Below are 17860 nucleotides of genomic sequence, written 5' to 3'. Positions count from 1 at the left end.
CACTTTTCCCTGTTTGACGAGGAGCGCTGCATCGAGGCATTTGCCGATGCAGAGAATCCCTTCGAGACCGAACAGCTGGTGATCTGCAGCCTCGACTTTCTGCGCAAGAAGCGTCGTCGCTTCGAGCAGGTACTGGAAGCAGAGTGGGATCTGCTGGTTGTCGACGAGGCACATCATCTGGAGTGGAGCGAAGAGGCCCCCAGCCGCGCCTACGAAATGGTGGAAGCGCTGGCTGAACAGGTGCCGGGCGTGCTGCTGCTGACCGCCACCCCGGATCAGTTGGGCCACCAGAGCCACTTTGCCCGCCTGCGCCTGCTCGATCCCGAACGTTTCTACGACTACGAGGCTTTCCTCGCCGAGGAGCAGGCTTATGGCCAGGTCGCCAGTGCCGCGCAAGAGCTGCTGGAAGGCGAAACCCTGAGCGATGAAGCCAAACAGATCCTCGCCAACCAGCTGGAAGGGCTGGACTTAAGCGATGCAGCTGCCCGCCAGCAGGCGGTCGCCAAGCTGCTGGATCAGCACGGCACCGGCCGGGTGCTGTTCCGCAACAGCCGCGCCAATATTCAGGGCTTCCCCGAGCGTCATCTCAACGTCTACCCGATGCCACTGCCGGATCAGTACAAGACCGCCATCAAGGTGATGGGCATGATGGGTGGCAACGGTGGCGATCTGCAGACCCGCGCCCTGCGTTACCTCTACCCCGAGAAGATCTTCCAGCAGTTCGAAGGCGACAACGCCACCTGGACCCAGTTCGACCCGCGCGTCGAGTGGTTACTGGGGCTGCTGCTCTCTGCCCGCCAGCAGAAGGTGCTGGTGATCTGCTCCGAAGCGGCCACCGCCATCGCACTGGAAGAGGCGCTGCGCACCCGTGAAGGGATCCGCGGCACCGTGTTCCATGAAGGGATGTCGATCCTCGAGCGGGACAAGGCCTCTGCCTATTTTGCGCAAGAGGATGGTGGCGCCCAGGTACTGCTCTGCTCCGAGATCGGTTCAGAAGGTCGCAACTTCCAGTTTGCCAGTCATCTGGTACTGTTCGATCTGCCGCTCAATCCGGATCTGCTGGAACAGCGCATCGGTCGACTGGATCGTATCGGTCAGCAGAATACCGTCGAGATCCACGTTCCCTATCTGGAGGGCACCTCCCAGCGCGCCCTGCAGCTCTGGTATCACGATGGTCTGGACGCGTTCGAGCAGACCTGCCCGACGGCTCGTCCGGTATTCGAAGCGGTGCGCGATGAACTGTTCGAGCTGCTGGCCGCCAACACCGGCGATCAGGCGACTCTCGACGCTCTGCTGATCAAGACCCGCGAACTGCACGAGCCGCTCAAGGCACGACTGGAACAGGGTCGCGATCGCCTGCTGGAGATCCACTCCAGCGGTGGCGCCGCCGCCCAGCAGCTGGTCGACAAGCTGGCCGCCGAAGATGACGACACCGGCATGATCTCCTTCGCCCTCAAGATGTTCGACGAGATCGGCGTCAACCAGGATGATCGTGGTGAGAACGCGCTGGTGCTGACCCCCGGGGATCACATGCTGGTCTCCAGCTTCCCGGGCCTGCCGCAAGACGGCATGACCATCACCTTCGATCGCAACACTGCCCTGTCGCGGGATGACATGGCGCTGCTCTCCTGGGATCACCCCATGATGCGCGGCGGCATCGACCTGATCCTGGGCTCCGAGATCGGTGCCACCTCGGTGGCTCTGCTCAAGAACAAGGCGCTGCCCATCGGCTCCATCCTGCTTGAGCTGATCTTCGTTGCCGAGTCTGCGGCCCATCCCCAGCTCTACCGTTTCATGCCGCCGACGCCGATCCGTCTGCTGATGGATAAAAACGGCCAGAATCTGGGTGAGAAGGTGGCGTTCGATGCCTTCAACCGCCAGCTGACCCCGGTCAACCGCCACCTCGGCAGCAAGCTGGTCACTGCGTCCCAGCCGGTGATCCACGGCCTGATTGGCCAGGCTCAACCGATTGCCGAAGAGCTGAAAGCCGGGATTGTCGACAAGGCCCGTGCCCAGATGGCGCAGACCCTGCAGCAGGATCTCGATCGTCTGGAGGCGCTCAAAGCGGTCAACCCGAACGTGCGCGACAGCGAACTGGATTATCTGCGCAATCTGCAGGCAGAATTGCACCACCTGATCGATCAGACCCAACTCAAGCTGGATGCAATCCGCTTTATCGTGGTCACCCATAACTGACAAGGCAGTGAAGTGGCATGATCGGCTTCGGCTCACGCGGGATCTCATGCCCTTTATGATTGTGGTTACCCATAACTGATGGGGGCTTGCCCCCACCTTCTGATGCGAGACATTTATGTTTGAATACTCACCGCCTCTGGAACCCTGGCTCGATATCCTGTTCAAGGACAAGGACATCATGGTGGTCAACAAGCCCACTGGCCTGCTGAGCGTCCCCGGGCGCGGCCCCGAGAATGAAGACAGCGTCCTGCATCGGGTGAAGCAGCAGCACCCCAAGGCGGCGGCGGCCCATCGCCTCGACATGTCCACCACGGGCGTTATTGTCATTCCCCTCAACCCTAATTCACATCGGGAGCTGAGCCGACAATTTCGCGAGCGGGAGACCGAGAAGCACTACCTCGCCTGGGTGTGGGGCGAGCCGGAGGCAGAGTCGGGTCAGGTAGACCTGCCGCTCTGCGTCGACTGGCCCAACCGCCCGAAACAGAAAGTGGACTTTGAAGAAGGACGTCACGCTCTGACCCTGTGGGAGAAACTGAAGGTGGAGAATGGCAACAGCCTGATCAAGCTGACCCCCATCACGGGTCGCTCCCATCAGCTGCGCGTCCATATGCTGGAGCTGGGGCACCCGATCCTGGGTGACAACCTCTACGCCCATCCGGATGCGCTGGCGGCAGCGCCCCATCTCTACCTGCATGCGGCCAGCCTGACCATCAGCCACCCCCGCAGCGGCGAGCGGATGACCTTCGAGGCGCCAGCGCCCTTCCCGCTCTGAGCGGAAGAGGCTCGCGCCAAATCGCAGAGATAAAAAAGCCCCCATCGCGAGATGGGGGCTTTTTCATTAGGGTCAGACGCGAATATCGATCTTGCTTCCCAAAGAAGCGCTGGCCGATGTCGGTGCTGCTGGAGCTGACTGAGCTGCTGTTGCCAGCAGTTTCAAAGCCGACTCGCCCTCCTGGGTCTGCTGTTTTTTGGCCAGGCTGGCCACCATCAGTGCAGAACCAAACGACGCATTTGCAGAACTAGAAATATCCATTGTGTACCTCCTGCCTAATCACTATCGGCCAGAGAATGGCAGACATGAGACCTATCGTTCAGAGCAGATATGCCTTGTCCGGCGCACGCCGTGCGAGCCAACGCTCCTCCATCTCCAGCAGGGTCTGATAGGCCTTTGATGCCTGCTCCGGGCGACTGAACAGATAGCCTTGTCCGTAGAGATGGATGTCGGTCAATGAACGCAGCACGTCGAGCTGGCCCTGGGTTTCAATCCCCTCGCATACCAGCTTCTTGCCCAGCATGGAACCCATGCGGCAGATGTTGGCCACCAGCTCGGCCGCCTCGATGGAGGTGTCTATGCCCTGGATGAAGGATCTGTCTATCTTCACCTTGCTCACGGGCAGCTTCTGCAGATAGCTGAGAGAGGAGTAACCGGTCCCGAAGTCATCTAGCGCCAGATGAACCCCCTGCTGACTGAGATCCTGCATCAACTGCAGCGAATTCTTCACCTCGCGCATGGTGGTGTCTTCCGTCACTTCCAGCACCAGGCAGGAGGCCGGAATGTGGTGTTCCATCAAGGCCTTGGCCACCAGCTTCAACAAGTTGCGCTGGTACATGCCAGGGGAGATGTTGACGCACATCTGCAGATCGACCAACCCCAGGTGTTGCCACTGGTGGAGCTGCTCGCACGCCGTGTTCAGTACCCAGCTGCCCAGCTTCTCGGCCAGCTGGAACTCTTCCGCCACCTGGATCACCTCGTTGGGAGGAATGAAGCCAAGCTCAGGATGACGCCATCTCAGCAGCGCCTCGACCGCCTCGCAGCGACCGCTCTCCAGGTTGACGATGGGTTGGTAGTAAAGCTCCAGGGCGTTATGTTCAAGAGCCATCACCATGTCGGAAGCGAGGTGCTTGCGCCTGGTGGTTTCGTTGAGCAGGGAGCTGTCATAGATGACATAAGGGACATGGGTCTTGCGGCTGTGGAACAGCGCCTGCTCCGCCCGGCTCAGCAGCTCCTGGGTCTGGTTGCTGTCCGTGGGGAAGAAGGCGATACCTATGCCCACTTCTAGCCGGAAGGGATAGTTGTCGATGATGATGTCTTGTTTGATGGAGTGGAGCACTCTCGCCACCAGCTCCCTGACCTGACGCAGATCGCTGCTGTCCCGTTGCAGCATGGCGAGCTGATCGCCCCCCAGACGAGCCACCCACTCGCCGTTTTCACACAGGGCCCGCAGCCGCTTCGCCAGCTCCTGCAGCAGTATGTCCCCAGTGCTATAGCCAAACTTGCTGTTGATGTCACGAAAGTCATTGATGTCGACCAGTACCAGGCCAAAGGGGGTATCACGGCTGACGTAAGACTCCATCTTCTCCAGCAAGGCCAATCGGTTGGCCAGGCCGGTCAGCGGATCGACCCGGGCCGTTCTGAAATGACGCCTGGCTTCACGCACCAGCAGACCGCTAAGCAGAATGACGGATATCACCAGGCCCAACACCATGAATAACAGCGCATCGCGCAGTTGGCCGAAGCGCTTGTCATTGCCCGAATAGACGTTGATGTTCTTCTGCATCATGGAGGCGAGAGAGTAGGAGAGCGGCTCCTGCAAGGGCGCAAGGGTCATCATGATCTGCTGGTAATCCGACATCCCCGGCTTCAGCTTGGTCAGCTCCGGCTCCAGCTTGCGGATGTTGTTCTCGGTCAGCTGCACCAGCCGCAGCGTCTTCGGATTATCCGACAGGCTCTTGCGCAGCTGCCCACTCAGCAGGATCGGCGTCCGGCTCCACAGGATGTCGTAACGCAGCAGCAGGGTTTCATGATCGATACCGCCGTAGTGGTAAATCTCGACGGCATTGAGAAAGCGCCCCAGCTCTAGCTGCAACTGCATCAATGCCCAGGAGACGTCATAGGTGTACTTCTCCATTACCCGGGTCGCATTTTGTATCTGCACCAGGCAATACAGCGTGCTACCCGTGAATAACAGAATGGATAGATAAAGAACGCCGAGTAAGGGCCAAGCCCTGGTCTTCGCTTTCACCCAGTACTCCCGTAAGCCACCGTCTTTACTGCTGAATATCGATCGCGCTCAGTTGCCAGATCATCATGTCGGTGAACTCGGATCGTTTGAGTTCAGGATGCTGATCCAGCGGCAGGATAAACCAAAGCGGCCCTTTGTCACGTACCCGCATGGTTACCCCATCATCTTGCCAGGCCAGAATGGGATCGTATTGCCTGACCTTATCCCAGTTGATCCGGATCTGGAAGCTGTTCAAGGCAGTGAGCGTGATGCTCTTGCCATTGGCCTTCACCGCCGTCAGCACGTCCGCCAGTTTGGGCCCCACGTATTTGTGCGGTTTGTCCACCCAGGGATTGCTCGTCACTATCTCATGCTGTGGCAGGGCCTGGATCATGGCCATGTCGAAATCAACTTCACCATCTGCCGGGTTGGCGGGGTCCAGATTCCCTGTCACCTTGAGGATCACCGGCCCCTCGGGAGCGGCCAGGACCATGGTGGGAACGACAAGGGAAAACAGTAACGGGATCAAACCTAATGTTCGCATGATCACCTCAGATCATTTCACTATCAACAGCTTCAGCTTAGTAGCACTAAAAAAAACGGCCCGCAAAAGCGAGCCGTTTGATGACTATGACGGAATTACATCATACCCATACCGCCCATGCCACCCATATCAGGCATGGCAGGGGTATCTTTCTTCGGCAGCTCGGAGATCATGCACTCTGTGGTGATCATCAGGCCGGCGATGGAAGAGGCGAACTGCAGGGCAGAACGGGTCACCTTGGTCGGATCCAGGATGCCCATGGCCAGCATGTCACCGTACTGCTCGGTGTAGGCGTTGTAGCCGAAGTTACCCTCACCGTTCTTCACGGCGTTGGCAATGACGGAGGCTTCTTCACCGGCGTTGATGACGATCTGACGCAGCGGTGCTTCCATGGCGCGCAGAGCGACCTTGATGCCCACGTTCTGGTCTTCGTTGTCACCACGCAGTGAGGCCAGCTTGGCGGCCACGCGCACCAGCGCCACACCACCACCGGCAACCACGCCTTCTTCTACGGCAGCGCGAGTGGCGTGCAGGGCATCGTCAACACGGGCTTTCTTCTCTTTCATCTCGACTTCGGTGGCAGCGCCAACCTTGATGACAGCAACACCGCCGGCCAGCTTGGCCACGCGCTCTTGCAGCTTCTCACGGTCATAATCGGAAGAGGTATCTTCGATCTGCTGACGGATCTGAGCCACGCGGCTCTCGATCAGGGCTGCATCACCCACGCCATCGATGATGGTGGTGTTCTCTTTGGTGATGACGATGCGCTTGGCACGGCCCAGATCTTCCAGGGTCGCTTTTTCCAGCTCCATGCCCACCTCTTCGGAGATCACGGTACCACCGGTCAGGATGGCGATATCCTGCAGCATGGCCTTGCGACGGTCGCCGAAGCCCGGCGCCTTGACGGCGGCGACTTTCACGATGCCGCGCATGGTGTTGACCACCAGGGTAGCCAGCGCTTCACCTTCCACGTCTTCGGCCACGATGATCAGCGGTTTGCCCGCCTTGGCCACGCCTTCCAGCACCGGCAGCATTTCACGGATGTTGGAGACTTTCTTGTCCACCAGCAGGATGAAGGGATCATCCAGCTCGACGGAGCCGGTTTCCGGCTTGTTGATGAAGTAAGGGGAGAGGTAGCCACGGTCGAACTGCATGCCTTCCACCACAGCCAGCTCGTCTTCCAGACCCTGACCGTCTTCCACGGTGATCACGCCGTCACGACCGACCTTGTCCATGGCTTCGGCGATCAGTGCACCCACTTTCTCGTCGGAGTTGGCGGAGATGGTACCGACCTGAGCGATGGCGTTGTTGTCGGCGCAGGGCTGGGACAGTGCCTGCAGCTCGGCGACAGCGGCCACAACGGCCTTGTCGATACCGCGCTTCAGATCCATGGGGTTCATGCCGGCGGCAACGGCCTTCAGGCCTTCGTTGACGATGGCTTGCGCCAGTACGGTCGCGGTGGTGGTACCGTCACCGGCGGCGTCGTTGGCCTTGGAAGCAACTTCCTTGACCATCTGGGCGCCCATGTTCTGGAACTTGTCTTCCAGCTCGATCTCGCGGGCAACGGAGACGCCATCCTTGGTGATGGTCGGGGCACCGAAGGACTTGTCCAGTACCACGTTGCGGCCTTTCGGGCCCAGGGTCACCTTGACGGCGTCGGCCAGGATGTTGACGCCTTCCAGCATTTTGATGCGGGCTTCGTTGCCAAACTTAACTTCTTTAGCTGCCATGTTCTTCAGTCCTTAAATCAATTCGGGAAAAGGGGGAAGGTGATTACTCTTCGACAATCGCCAGGATGTCGGTCTCGGACAGGATCAGCACGTCCTGGCCATCCAGCTTCTCGGTCTTCACGCCGTAGCCTTCGTTGAAGATCACCTTGTCACCCACCTTGACGGCGAGGGCTTTGACATCGCCATTGTCCAGAATTCGGCCAGTCCCCACGGCAAGAACTTCACCACGGGTGGACTTCTGGGCCGCAGTGCCAGTCAAGACGATGCCGCCAGCGGATTTGGCTTCAGCTTCGATGCGCTTGATGATGACGCGGTCGTGCAGTGGACGAATTTTCATCGATAACTCTCCCAAAATGAGTCTCTGTGTTGCTTGAGGAATGGCCGCAGTCGGCCAAATTTGTTATGCCCCTGATCTGGGGCAATTTGGGTAGCCCTTCAAGGGCAAATACAAAAAAAATATTTTCACGTACTATGAGTATCTTTGATGGATCACCCACCCCCAATCAGGAAGGCGGATGGACGCGGCCAGCATTTCGGCCCAGAGCACATAGAGACCCTGCCTTGAGCCGACCCAACCCCATGCTGACCGCCCCCATGACGCCAATGCTGCTGCGCATGACGGGGCCCATGATCCTCGGCATCGTTGCCATCCTCGCCTTCAACCTGGTCGATACCTTCTTCATCGGCATGCTGGGCACGGAAGCGCTCGCCGCCATCAGCTTCACCTTCCCGGTCACCTTCGTGGTCACTTCCCTCACCATGGGGCTGGGAGCGGGACTGTGCGCCCTGCTCGGCCATGCCCTGGGCCAGGGCCGTCACGACGAGGCCGCCCGCATCACCACCGACTGCCTGTTCCTTGCCGTCATCCTGGTGACCCTGCTCGCCGTGCTGGGGACGCTGACCATAGAACCCCTCTTTACCTTGCTGGGCGCCAGCGCCGAGCTCATTTCGCTGATCCACGGCTACATGCTGATCTGGTATCTGACCGTACCCATGCTGGTCATTCCCATGGTCGGCAATGCCGCCATCCGGACCACGGGGGATACCAAGACCCCCAGCCTGGTGATGGGGGTGGCCGGTCTGGTCAACGGGGTGCTGGATCCCCTGCTCATCTTCGGGCCCGGCCCTTTCCCCGAATGGGGCATTCGCGGCGCCGCCATCGCCACCTCCCTCTCCTGGTTGATGGCCATGCTGGTCAGCCTGCACATACTGCGCCAGCGGGAAGGGCTTCTGCTGTGGCAGCTATCCCCCCGTTCACGACTGCTGGCTCACTGGCGCGCCCTGCTGCAGGTGGCCGTGCCCGCCTCCTTTACCAACATGCTCAATCCGCTGGCCAGCGCCGTGCTGATGGTCATCTTCGCCGGTCTGGGTACCGAGGTGGTGGCCGCCTACGGAGCCGCCTCCAGGGTGGAGGCGCTGCTGCTGATCGTGATGATGGCGCTCTCCTCGGTGCTGGCACCCTTCGTCTCGCAGAACTGCGGGGCGGGCAATCCGGCGAGGGCCAGGGCCGCCCTGCTGCTCTGCATGCGGTTCGCCCTGCTGTTCCAGCTCATCATCTACGGCCTCGTCTGGTTGCTGGCGCCGCTCATCGCCAACCTGTTCAGCGATCACCCTCAGGTCGTTCGGCTGATCGTGCTCTACCTGCATTTGGTGCCCATCGGCTACGGTTTTCAGGGCATGGTGATGTTGCTAGCTTCGGCACTCAACGGCGTCAGGGCCTCGACGGTGTCATTCGTCTTCAACGGCATGCGGCTGTTCGTCTTCTTGCTGCCAGGGGCCTGGCTGGGCGCAAAACTGGGGGGAGAGCAGGGGATCTATCTGGGGATATTGCTGGCAAACCTGGCGGCGGGGCTGCTGGCCTGGGGCTATGCCCACCGCAGGTTTGAGAGGCTCTGCCATCAGGTCAACCCCTGACGGCAAGGGCCCCGGGATGGCGGCCGATTCCGCTCACTCACTCTTTGCGTTCAAATTCCCCTTCAATCGTGGTTCCACCACCCTTGGCCCGATCCGGCTGCCCCTCGCCAGGGTGCGCTCCGAACGGCGGTTGCTGTGCCTGGAAGCCACCCATCTGCATCCTGAACTGGCTGCTGCCCACCAGCTTGTCGGCCAGCCGGTTGCGCAGCCAGGGCTGCAGCAGCAGGATGCCGAAGAAGTCGGTCACGAAGCCCGGAATGATCAGCAGCAGACCGGCCAGCGCCAGCAGCATGCCCCCCATCACCTCGCGGCCCGGCATCTCGCCCTGCTGCATCTTCTGCTGGGCGCTGAACAGGGTCTTGATCCCCTCGCTGCGCACCAGGGAAGAGCCCAGCACCGCGGTCAGTACCAGCAGGCCCACGGTCGGCAAGGCACCTATCACCGAGCCCACCTCTATCATCACGGTGAGCTCCAGCAATACCAGGCCAACCAACAACAGTAACAACTTGCCCATAGCAACCTCAGTGCGGTGAATAAATGAACCTGCAATCACACAGTCAGCGGAGTATGGCCCATACCAACTCGCCATCACGCAGGTCTCTTGTTAGTAAAATGGGGAGTCATACCGGTTTTTCAAGTCTGCGACGCCAGACACCTCGGGATCGGAAGAAATATTTGGTCGACCAACTGTGATTGAAGTGATTGTTCTGTCAAAGTTAATCGCTCAATTGCAATATCTGTTTAATGACCACAAGATATTTGAGGTTGCCTCAAATTTAGTGATCCAAGTCTAATATCAGATACCCCAATTGAGGTAAGATCTATTCCAGTCATTGCACAGGGAACCACGGGTTCCCCACTGCCCCACCCGATGTGTGGTGCTTCAGGATGAAATGTGCGTAAGGATGTCGCGGCCACTCGGTGAGGATCGTTTCCATTTATCTGATTTCTGAGGCATTACAATGAGCGACATCAAGAACGTCCGCATTGAAGAAGACCTGCTGGGCACCAAAGAAGTTTCCAACGATCTCTATTACGGTGTGCATACCCTGCGCGCCGTCGAGAACTTCAAGATCAGCACTCAGAAGATTTCTGACGTTCCCGAATTTGTCCGTGGCATGGTGCTGACCAAGAAGGCCGCCGCACTGGCCAACGGTGAGCTCGGCACCATCCGTCCCGAAATTGCTGACAAGATCATCGAAGCCTGTGATCTGATGCTGAATACCGGCAAATGCTTCGACCAGTTCCCGGTCGATGTCTATCAGGGCGGCGCCGGTACCTCCGTCAACATGAACACCAACGAAGTGCTGGCCAACATCGCTTTGGAAATCATGGGTCTGGAGAAGGGACGTTACGACGTCATCAACCCGAACGACCACGTCAACAAGTGCCAGTCCACCAATGACGCCTACCCCACCGGTTTCCGCGTCGCCGTGGTCAACAGCACCGACACCACCCTGTATGCCCTGGAAGCGCTGATCGCAGCCTTCGATACCAAGGCCCAGGAATTCAAGAGCATCCTGAAGATGGGCCGTACCCAGTTGCAAGATGCTGTTCCCATGACCCTGGGTCAGGAGTTCCATGCCTTCGCCGTGACCCTGCGCGAAGAGATCAAGTCCATCAAGCGTTGCCAGGAGCTGCTGCTGGAAGTGAACCTGGGTGCCACCGCCATCGGGACCGGTCTGAACACCCCGCCCGAGTACTCCGCCCTGGCCATCAAGCGGCTGGCCGAGATCACCGGTCGCGCCTATGTGCCGGCAGAGGATCTCATCGAAGCGACCTCCGACTGCGGTGCCTATGTGATGCTGCACGGTGCCATCAAGCGTCTGGCCATGAAGCTGTCCAAGATCTGCAACGACCTGCGTCTGCTCTCCTCCGGTCCGCGCACTGCCCTGAAGGAAATCAACCTGCCGGAAATGCAGGCAGGCTCCTCCATCATGCCGGCCAAGGTCAACCCGGTCATTCCGGAAGTGGTCAACCAGTCCTGCTTCAAGGTGTTCGGCAATGACGTCACCATCACCTTCGCCGCCGAAGCCGGTCAGCTGCAGCTGAACGTCATGGAGCCGGTGATTGGTCAGGCCATGTTCGAATCCCTGAGCCTGATGGAAAAAGCCTGCATTTCCCTGCGCGAGAAGTGTGTGGAAGGCATCACCGCCAACCCGGACATCTGCATGAACCACGTGCTGAACTCCATCGGCATCGTGACCTACCTGAACCCCTTCATCGGTCACCACGAGGGTGACATCGTCGGCAAGATCTGTGCCCAGACCGGCAAGAATGTCCGCGAAGTCGTGCTTGAGCGCGGCCTGCTGACCGCCGAGCAACTGGACGAGATCCTCTCCATCGAGAACCTGATGAACCCGCAATACAAGGCCAAGCGTTACACCCGCGAAGCCACCGTATAAGCGAGCAGATGGGCCGGGTTTATCCCGGCCCATTAAAGTCAATTCCCGAGCGACCTCCTGCAAGTCCCATCGGGAATTGGCTTTTCAGCCCAATAAAACCTAAAAAAACTGGAAAATGGAGTGTTCGCTATGATTGGAATCGAGTTACTTGTGGTGCTCGCCGCTATCTATCTGGGAGCCCGGATAGGCAGCATAGGTATCGGCTTCGCCGGTGGTCTGGGGGTATTGGTGCTGACCTGGGGGCTGGGCATGCCCATCCCGAGCGATCAGCTGGTGACCTACCTCCCCTGGGACGTGATCATGATCATCGCGTCCGTCATCTGCGCCATCGCCTGCATGCAGCTCGCCGGCGGGATGGACTATCTGGTGCACCTGGCCGAGAAGGCCCTGCGCAAGAATCCCAAGCACATCACCTTCGCCGCCCCGGTCGTCACCTACCTGATGACCATGCTGGCCGGTACCGGTCACACCGCCTTCTCCACCCTGCCGGTGATCGCCGAAGTGGCCAAGGAGCAAGGCATCCGCCCGTCCCGTCCGCTCTCCATCGCGGTCGTTGCCTCCCAGATCGCCATCACCGCTTCCCCCATCTCGGCGGCCGTGGTTGCCTTCTCCGGCATGCTGGAGCCGCTGGGCGTTGACTACCTGACCCTGCTGGCCATCTGCATCCCGTCCAGCTTCATCGCCTGCCTGCTGGGGGCCTTCGTGGCCAACATGCTGGGCAAGCCGCTGGAGCAGGATGAAGTCTATCTGGAGCGCAAGGCCAAGGGCCTGATCAAGCTGCGGGGCACCAGCAAGGTGGAGCTCAAGCCCTATGCCAAGCTCTCCGTCGGCATCTTCATCGTCGCCATCGTCGCGGTCATGGCCTATGCCACCGCCATCTCAGGCAACGTGGGCCTGATCGCCAGCCCGCCCATCCCCCGCGATGGCGCCATCATGGGCATCATGCTCTCCGCCGCCACCCTGATGGTGCTGTTCTGCAAGCTGGACGCCGCCCAGATCACCAACATGCCGACCTTCAAGTCCGGCATGTCGGCCTGTATCTGCGTGCTGGGCGTGGCCTGGCTCGGCAACGTCTTCGTGAAAGGCAACATGGTCGAGATCCAGGCGTTCGCCGGCGATCTGCTGAGCCAGTACAGCTGGCTGCTGGCCGTGGTGCTGTTCTTCTCCTCCATGCTGCTTTACTCCCAGGGCGCCACCACCAAGGCCCTGATGCCGGCTGCGCTGGCACTGGGTGTCAGCCCGCTGGCGGCCATCGCTTCCTTCGCCGCCGTGAGCGCCCTGTTCGTGCTGCCGACCTACCCGACCCTGCTGGCGGCGGTCGAGATGGACGACACCGGCTCCACCCGGATTGGCAAGGCGGTGTTCAACCACCCCTTCTTCATCCCGGGCGTGGCCACCATCGCCATGGCAGTGGCACTGGGCTTCTTTTTCGGCGGTCTCATCCTCTGATAGCGGTCCCCTCCTTTGCGAAACGGCCCTCCGGGGCCGTTTTTTTATGTCCGGCCGCCGCGGATGGTTCCTGAACGCCCATGAAAAAGCCGCTCAAGGGAGCGGCTCTCGTCACTGTGATGGCACCCTCAGGCAGTGGTCTGCCGGGTCCCGAAATAATCGGCGAGGAAGTCGTCGAAGGAGAGGCTGTCGCCGCGCTCCCGCTCCCGCTGCTTGGCCAGGGACTCCCGCGCCTCACCGGCGAAGTAGGCCTCATCCCAGTACTGCAGCTCACCGGCCAGCATCTCTTCCCGGTAGCAGCTCGCCAGCTCGTCGCCGAAACAGCCGTTGTCCTGGCCGCTTTCCAGCAACTGCTTGAGCAGGCGGGCGGAATAGGTCAGCTCGGGATTGAGCAGCTTCTCGCGGTGCATGGCCAGCGTCTCGCGGTAGCGGTTGCGGCCGCAGCAGCGATCCAGCAGCCCGGCGACCTGGTCCAGCTCGTCGAACAGCTGGAGTCCGAACTCCTTGAGGCCAATGGCAGCACCCTGTTCATCTTCCAACTCCAAACCAGGACGGCGCCCTTCCAGCACCACCTTGTTCTGGTTGCGGCGGTTACGGGCAATCTCCTCCTCGGTCAGCAGCGGGGAGGGGCGCAGCAGGCACCAGACCAGGAACAGATCGAAGAAGCGGATCTGATCCACCTCGATGCCGAACGGGGTGAAGGGGTTCACGTCCACGGTGCGCAGCTCGATGTATTCGATACCGCGCTGCTCCAGCGCATCCGAGGGCTTCTCGCCGCTGCGCGGGGTGCGCTTGGGCCGGATAGGAGCATAGAGCTCGTTCTCCAGCTGCAGCACGTTGTCGTTGAGCTGGCGGTACTCGCCGTTCACCTTGACCCCAATCTTGGCAAACTCGGGATCATGGGTGTTGATGGCGCGGCGCAGGCTGCTCACGTAGGCCGGCAGGTTGTCATGGCTGATCTTGAGCCCCGCCTGGGCGCTGTTGGTGTAACCGAGATCGGACAGTCGCAGGGCGGTAGCATAGGGCAGATAGAGGGTCCCCTTGCCGGTCTTCTGGAATGGCAGGCTGCTCTTGCGCCCCTTGAGGAAGGAGTCGCAGATGGCCGGGGAGGCGCCGAACAGATAGGGCACCAGCCAGCCGAAGCGGTAGACGTTGCGAATAAGCCCCATGTACTTGTCGGAGATGAAGCGCTGGCTGCAGCACCCCTCTCCCACCAGATCCTGCCACTCGCACCAGAAGCTGTCCGGCATGGAGAAGTTGAAGTGCACCCCGGCGATCACCTGCATCAGGCTGCCGTAGCGGTTCTTCAAGCCTTGGCGATAGAGGGTCTTCATCCGGCCTATGTTGGAGCTGCCGTACTGGGCCAGGCGAATGCTCTCCTCGTCGCCGACGAAGCAGGGCATGGAGAGCGGCCAGATCCGCTCATCCCCCAGGTGGTGAATGGCGTGACGGTGGATGTCGCCAAGCTGCTCGATCAGGCTCTCGATGGAGTCGGTCGCCGGGGTGATGAACTCCAGCAGGCTCTCGGAGTAGTCGGTGGTGATGTTGGCATGGGTCAGCGCCGACCCCAGGCCTCTGGGGTGATCGGTCTGGGCCAGGGTCCCTTCGGGGGTGATGCGCAGACATTCACGCTCGATCCCGCGCCGGATCCCCTTGAGGGCGGTCACCCGTTCCGGGGTTCCCAGCGCGGTCAGCAACTCGGTGAGCGACAAGCTAGTAGTAGTCATATTCACGGCTCATGTATGGCCGCCCCACCTGGGGCGGCGCTCATTTTTATGCAACGCCCCTCAAGGCAATTGCAGTGGATAGATGGGAAGATGAAGCTCGCTCAAGGGTTTTTCAAGCTTTTGCTTGTCCCCCACCACCACAATCACCATGTCGGCGGGATCGAGCCAGCGGGCTGCACTGGCTTTTAGCGTCTCGGGTGACACCGTTTTGATCAGCTGATTCTGGGCCTGCACATAGTCCGGCTTCAGGTCATACATGATCATCTGCAGCAGGAAGCCCGCCTTCTGGCCAAGGGTCTCGTAGGAGAGCGCATCCTGCTGGGAGACGGCGTTGCGCATGTAGGCCAGCTCCACCGGGGTGGGTCCGCTCGCACGGTAGCCGTCCATCTCCTTGAGGAACTGACGGATGGCATCCGCGGTGGCGTCAGTGCGCACGTTGGCGCCGGTGGCGAAGATGCCGGCCTCGCGGTTCGCCTGGAAGCCCGAGCTGGCGCCATAGGTGTAGCCCTTGTCTTCCCGCAGGTTGAGGTTGATGCGGCTGTTGAAGTTGCCCCCCAGGTTGAAGTTCATCAGGTTTGCGACGAAGTACTCTCCCGTGGTGTCAAACGGCATGGCACGGCGACCGATGCGGATCACCGACTGGGGCGCCCCCGGCTTGTCCACCAGGTAGATGCCCACCTTGGCCTGCTCCCCCTTGAGCTTGAGATTCCCCAGAGTCGGTGCCGCCCCCTGCCACTCGGTGAGGAAACCCAACTGCTGTTCCACCTGCTGCTGGGTCACGTCCCCGGTCACCACCACCTTGGCATTGGTCGGGTTGTAGTAGGCATGATAGAAGCGCTTCACGTCCGCCAGGGTCAGCTTCTCGACGTCGGTCAGCACCCCGTCGGTCGGCTGGCCGAGGCGGTTCTGCTTGCCGTACACCAACTCCCGGAACGCCTGCCCCGCCAGCCACTCGGGCTGCTGTTCGCTCTGTTTCATTCCTTGCAGCGTCTGTGCCTTGAGCCGCTCGAAGTCCGCCTCCCGCAGACCGGGTTGCAGCAACACCTCGCGCACCAGTGCCAGCGTCTGGGGCAGCTTGTCGGTCAGGCTGCTGATGGTGATGAGATTATTGTACTGGGCGGTCGAGACGCTGATGCTGGCGCCGAGCTTTTGCAACTCGTCGCTGAGCTCGGCCTCGGAGAGGCGCGCCGTCCCCTGCCCCAGCATGGCGGCGGTGAGGCTGGCCAGCCCCAGCTCGCCCTTGCCCTCGGCCCGGATGCCCCCCGGCAGGGCGATCATGATGGAGACGGCCGGGATCTCGTCACTTCGGGTACCGATGATCTCGATGCCCTTGTCCAGCTTGCCATGCCAGATGGCGGGCACCTTGACGCTGACCGCCTCTGCCGTCTTGGGCTGCACGCTGCGCTCGAAGTTGTCCTTGACCGATTGCTGGACCAGCGGCTCCCCATGCTGGCTGTAATCCGGCAGCTCGCGCTTGGCCGGGGTGAAGTTCGGCGTGCCCGCCTGCCACTGGGTCTTGCCCTTGGGCACCACGCTCAGCACCACGGAGTGCCTGTTCGCGATGAACTTGTCGTAGGCTGCCTTGACCTGCTGGGCATTCACCTGGCTGATGGCATCCAGGTTCTTGAACACATAGTTGGGATCCCGGGTCAGCACCTGACCCATGGCGAGCTGGCTCACCTTGCCCTCGATGCTGTCCAGCCCCCAGATGGCGGAGGCACGGTAGCTGCTGATGGCCTTCTCCAGATCCGCGGGCTTGATGCCGCGTTGGGCAAATTCGCCGATCACCTTGTCCACCTCCCCCTTGAGGGTCTTGAGGCTGCCATCCACCGCCGGGTTCGGATAGGCATAGACCGCCAGGGTACAGGCCAGCTCTTCGCAGGAGTGGGAGGCCCCCACCTCGATGGCCTTGCCGGTCTTGACCAGGGACTGATAGAGCATGGAGCTGGCGGAGCCACCGAGCACGTCGGCAAAGATGTCCAGCGCCGGCTCCTGCGGATCACCAAGGGACACTGTCGGGTAGCTGATATAAAGCAGCGGCAGGTGCACCTTGTCTTCCAGTGTCACATAACGGGTCTCGGGTAGGACCGCAGGTTTCGGCGTCGGCTCGGCGACCTCGGGGCCACGGGGGATGGGGCCGAAGTATTGCTCAATCCAGGCCAGCGCCTGCTTGGTGTCGAAGTCGCCCCCCAGGGTCAGCGTGGCGTTGTTCGGGCCATACCAGCGCAAGAAGAACTGCTTGAGGTCGTTCACATCGACCCTGTCCAGATCCTCCACATAGCCGATGGGCTGCCAGGAGTAGGGGTGGGTGCGCGGATAGAGCGCCTCCCCCACCTTCTCGCTGAGCAGGCCGTAGGGCTGGTTGTCGATGCGCTGGGCCCGCTCGTTCTTGACGGTGGCACGCTGGATCTCGAACTTCTTCTGGCTCACCGCATCGAGCAGGAAACCCATGCGATCCGCCTCCAGCCAGAGCACCTTCTCCAGCTGGTTGGCCGGTACCGTCTCGAAATAGTTGGTCCTGTCCTTGTTGGTGGTGCCGTTCATCTCGCCACCGGCCTCATTGATGATCCGCATGTGCTCCTGATCGCCCACGTGTTTGGAGCCCTGGAACATCATGTGCTCGAAGAAGTGGGCAAAACCCGACTTGCCGACCGTCTCCCGCGACGACCCCACGTGATAGGTGACATCCAGGTGTACCAGGGGATCGGATTTGTCCGGCGCCAGGATCACGGTCAGGCCGTTGTCCAGCCTGTACATCTGATAGGGAATGCCAAGCTTGCCTTCCTGCCTGACCTGCTCGGACACCAGGGTGGGCGCTGCCAGCACGGGCAGGGAAAGTCCCAGGAGAATGCTTAATGGAATGAGTTTGTTCACGGTTACCTCGTGAGTGACA

At 60.6% G+C, this 17860-nt stretch carries 13 protein-coding genes (1 of these 13 cut by a window edge); 5 read left to right on the top strand and 8 right to left on the bottom strand.

The genetic code is table 11. The features are described 5' to 3' along the window. Together rapA and rluA are read left to right on the top strand one after the other, a co-directional pair. Nucleotides 1–2196 carry the 3' portion of an RNA polymerase-associated protein RapA gene (gene rapA, locus KI797_RS02895; protein ID WP_226171355.1) on the top strand. The gene continues 672 nt to the left of window position 1, outside the view, so the window shows 2196 of its 2868 coding nt (coding positions 673–2868); the start codon falls outside the window, past its left edge; it ends in the stop codon at nucleotides 2194–2196. Between the two features lie 115 nt (nucleotides 2197–2311). Continuing rightward, a complete protein-coding gene (rluA, locus tag KI797_RS02890; RefSeq protein WP_171272628.1) occupies nucleotides 2312–2968 on the top strand; it encodes a bifunctional tRNA pseudouridine(32) synthase/23S rRNA pseudouridine(746) synthase RluA in 657 nt (218 codons plus the stop codon). A gap of 72 nt (nucleotides 2969–3040) precedes the next feature. Here rluA and KI797_RS02885 read toward each other — a convergent pair whose 3' ends face one another. From KI797_RS02885 to KI797_RS02865, 5 genes are all read right to left on the bottom strand, one after another. After that, a complete protein-coding gene (locus KI797_RS02885; protein ID WP_041206379.1) occupies nucleotides 3041–3229 on the bottom strand; it encodes a hypothetical protein in 189 nt (62 codons plus the stop codon). Nucleotides 3230–3287: 58 nt separating this feature from the next. Next, nucleotides 3288–5219, bottom strand: a complete 1932-nt coding sequence (locus KI797_RS02880) for a putative bifunctional diguanylate cyclase/phosphodiesterase (RefSeq protein ID WP_041206381.1) — start codon at nucleotides 5217–5219, stop codon at nucleotides 3288–3290. Between the two features lie 25 nt (nucleotides 5220–5244). Beyond that, entirely contained in the window at nucleotides 5245–5742 is a 498-nt protein-coding gene (locus KI797_RS02875; protein ID WP_041206383.1) for a molybdopterin-binding oxidoreductase, read from the bottom strand. Nucleotides 5743–5837: 95 nt separating this feature from the next. Continuing rightward, nucleotides 5838–7472 carry a chaperonin GroEL gene (gene groL, locus KI797_RS02870; RefSeq protein WP_005331807.1) on the bottom strand — a complete coding sequence of 545 codons (1635 nt, stop codon included), beginning with the start codon at nucleotides 7470–7472 and terminating at the stop codon, nucleotides 5838–5840. A 43-nt stretch (nucleotides 7473–7515) separates the two neighbouring features. Then, on the bottom strand, nucleotides 7516–7809 hold the full coding sequence (locus KI797_RS02865; RefSeq protein ID WP_005309514.1) for a co-chaperone GroES: 294 nt from the start codon (nucleotides 7807–7809) through the stop codon (nucleotides 7516–7518). 242 nt (nucleotides 7810–8051) lie between these two features. Here KI797_RS02865 and KI797_RS02860 point away from each other — a divergent pair, with 242 nt between their 5' ends. Next, nucleotides 8052–9386 carry an MATE family efflux transporter gene (locus tag KI797_RS02860; RefSeq protein ID WP_226172978.1) on the top strand — a complete coding sequence of 445 codons (1335 nt, stop codon included), beginning with the start codon at nucleotides 8052–8054 and terminating at the stop codon, nucleotides 9384–9386. A gap of 37 nt (nucleotides 9387–9423) precedes the next feature. Here the strand turns inward: KI797_RS02860 and KI797_RS02855 are convergent, their stop codons facing one another. Beyond that, nucleotides 9424–9900, bottom strand: a complete 477-nt coding sequence (locus tag KI797_RS02855; RefSeq protein ID WP_226171353.1) for an FxsA family protein — start codon at nucleotides 9898–9900, stop codon at nucleotides 9424–9426. Between the two features lie 448 nt (nucleotides 9901–10348). Here KI797_RS02855 and aspA point away from each other — a divergent pair, with 448 nt between their 5' ends. Then, nucleotides 10349–11791 carry an aspartate ammonia-lyase gene (aspA, locus tag KI797_RS02850; protein WP_005331800.1) on the top strand — a complete coding sequence of 481 codons (1443 nt, stop codon included), beginning with the start codon at nucleotides 10349–10351 and terminating at the stop codon, nucleotides 11789–11791. 129 nt (nucleotides 11792–11920) lie between these two features. Continuing rightward, complete coding sequence (locus tag KI797_RS02845) at nucleotides 11921–13240, top strand: anaerobic C4-dicarboxylate transporter (protein ID WP_041206386.1); 1320 nt, start codon at nucleotides 11921–11923, stop codon at nucleotides 13238–13240. A gap of 128 nt (nucleotides 13241–13368) precedes the next feature. Here the strand turns inward: KI797_RS02845 and gshA are convergent, their stop codons facing one another. Both gshA and KI797_RS02835 read right to left on the bottom strand, forming a co-directional pair. Then, on the bottom strand, nucleotides 13369–14967 hold the full coding sequence (gshA, locus tag KI797_RS02840) for a glutamate--cysteine ligase (RefSeq protein ID WP_226171351.1): 1599 nt from the start codon (nucleotides 14965–14967) through the stop codon (nucleotides 13369–13371). A 60-nt stretch (nucleotides 14968–15027) separates the two neighbouring features. After that, complete coding sequence (locus tag KI797_RS02835; RefSeq protein WP_226171349.1) at nucleotides 15028–17841, bottom strand: M16 family metallopeptidase; 2814 nt, start codon at nucleotides 17839–17841, stop codon at nucleotides 15028–15030. Nucleotides 17842–17860: the final 19 nt, after the last annotated feature.

The organism is Aeromonas media (genome assembly GCF_020423125.1).
In the GTDB taxonomy this organism is placed as follows: domain Bacteria; phylum Pseudomonadota; class Gammaproteobacteria; order Enterobacterales; family Aeromonadaceae; genus Aeromonas; species Aeromonas media.
This window is presented reverse-complemented; position numbering and strand designations above follow the sequence as displayed.

What these genes read in the sequence shown, in the direction of transcription:
- rluA (WP_171272628.1), top strand. Translation starts at nt 2,312, where the DNA reads ATGTTTGAATACTCACCGCCTCTGGAACCCTGGCTCGATATCCTGTTC.
- KI797_RS02885 (WP_041206379.1), bottom strand. Translation starts at nt 3,229, where the DNA reads ATGGATATTTCTAGTTCTGCAAATGCGTCGTTTGGTTCTGCACTGATG.
- KI797_RS02875 (WP_041206383.1), bottom strand. Translation starts at nt 5,742, where the DNA reads ATGCGAACATTAGGTTTGATCCCGTTACTGTTTTCCCTTGTCGTTCCC.
- groL (WP_005331807.1), bottom strand. Translation starts at nt 7,472, where the DNA reads ATGGCAGCTAAAGAAGTTAAGTTTGGCAACGAAGCCCGCATCAAAATG.
- KI797_RS02865 (WP_005309514.1), bottom strand. Translation starts at nt 7,809, where the DNA reads ATGAAAATTCGTCCACTGCACGACCGCGTCATCATCAAGCGCATCGAA.
- KI797_RS02860 (WP_226172978.1), top strand. Translation starts at nt 8,052, where the DNA reads ATGCTGACCGCCCCCATGACGCCAATGCTGCTGCGCATGACGGGGCCC.
- KI797_RS02855 (WP_226171353.1), bottom strand. Translation starts at nt 9,900, where the DNA reads ATGGGCAAGTTGTTACTGTTGTTGGTTGGCCTGGTATTGCTGGAGCTC.
- aspA (WP_005331800.1), top strand. Translation starts at nt 10,349, where the DNA reads ATGAGCGACATCAAGAACGTCCGCATTGAAGAAGACCTGCTGGGCACC.
- KI797_RS02845 (WP_041206386.1), top strand. Translation starts at nt 11,921, where the DNA reads ATGATTGGAATCGAGTTACTTGTGGTGCTCGCCGCTATCTATCTGGGA.
- gshA (WP_226171351.1), bottom strand. Translation starts at nt 14,967, where the DNA reads ATGACTACTACTAGCTTGTCGCTCACCGAGTTGCTGACCGCGCTGGGA.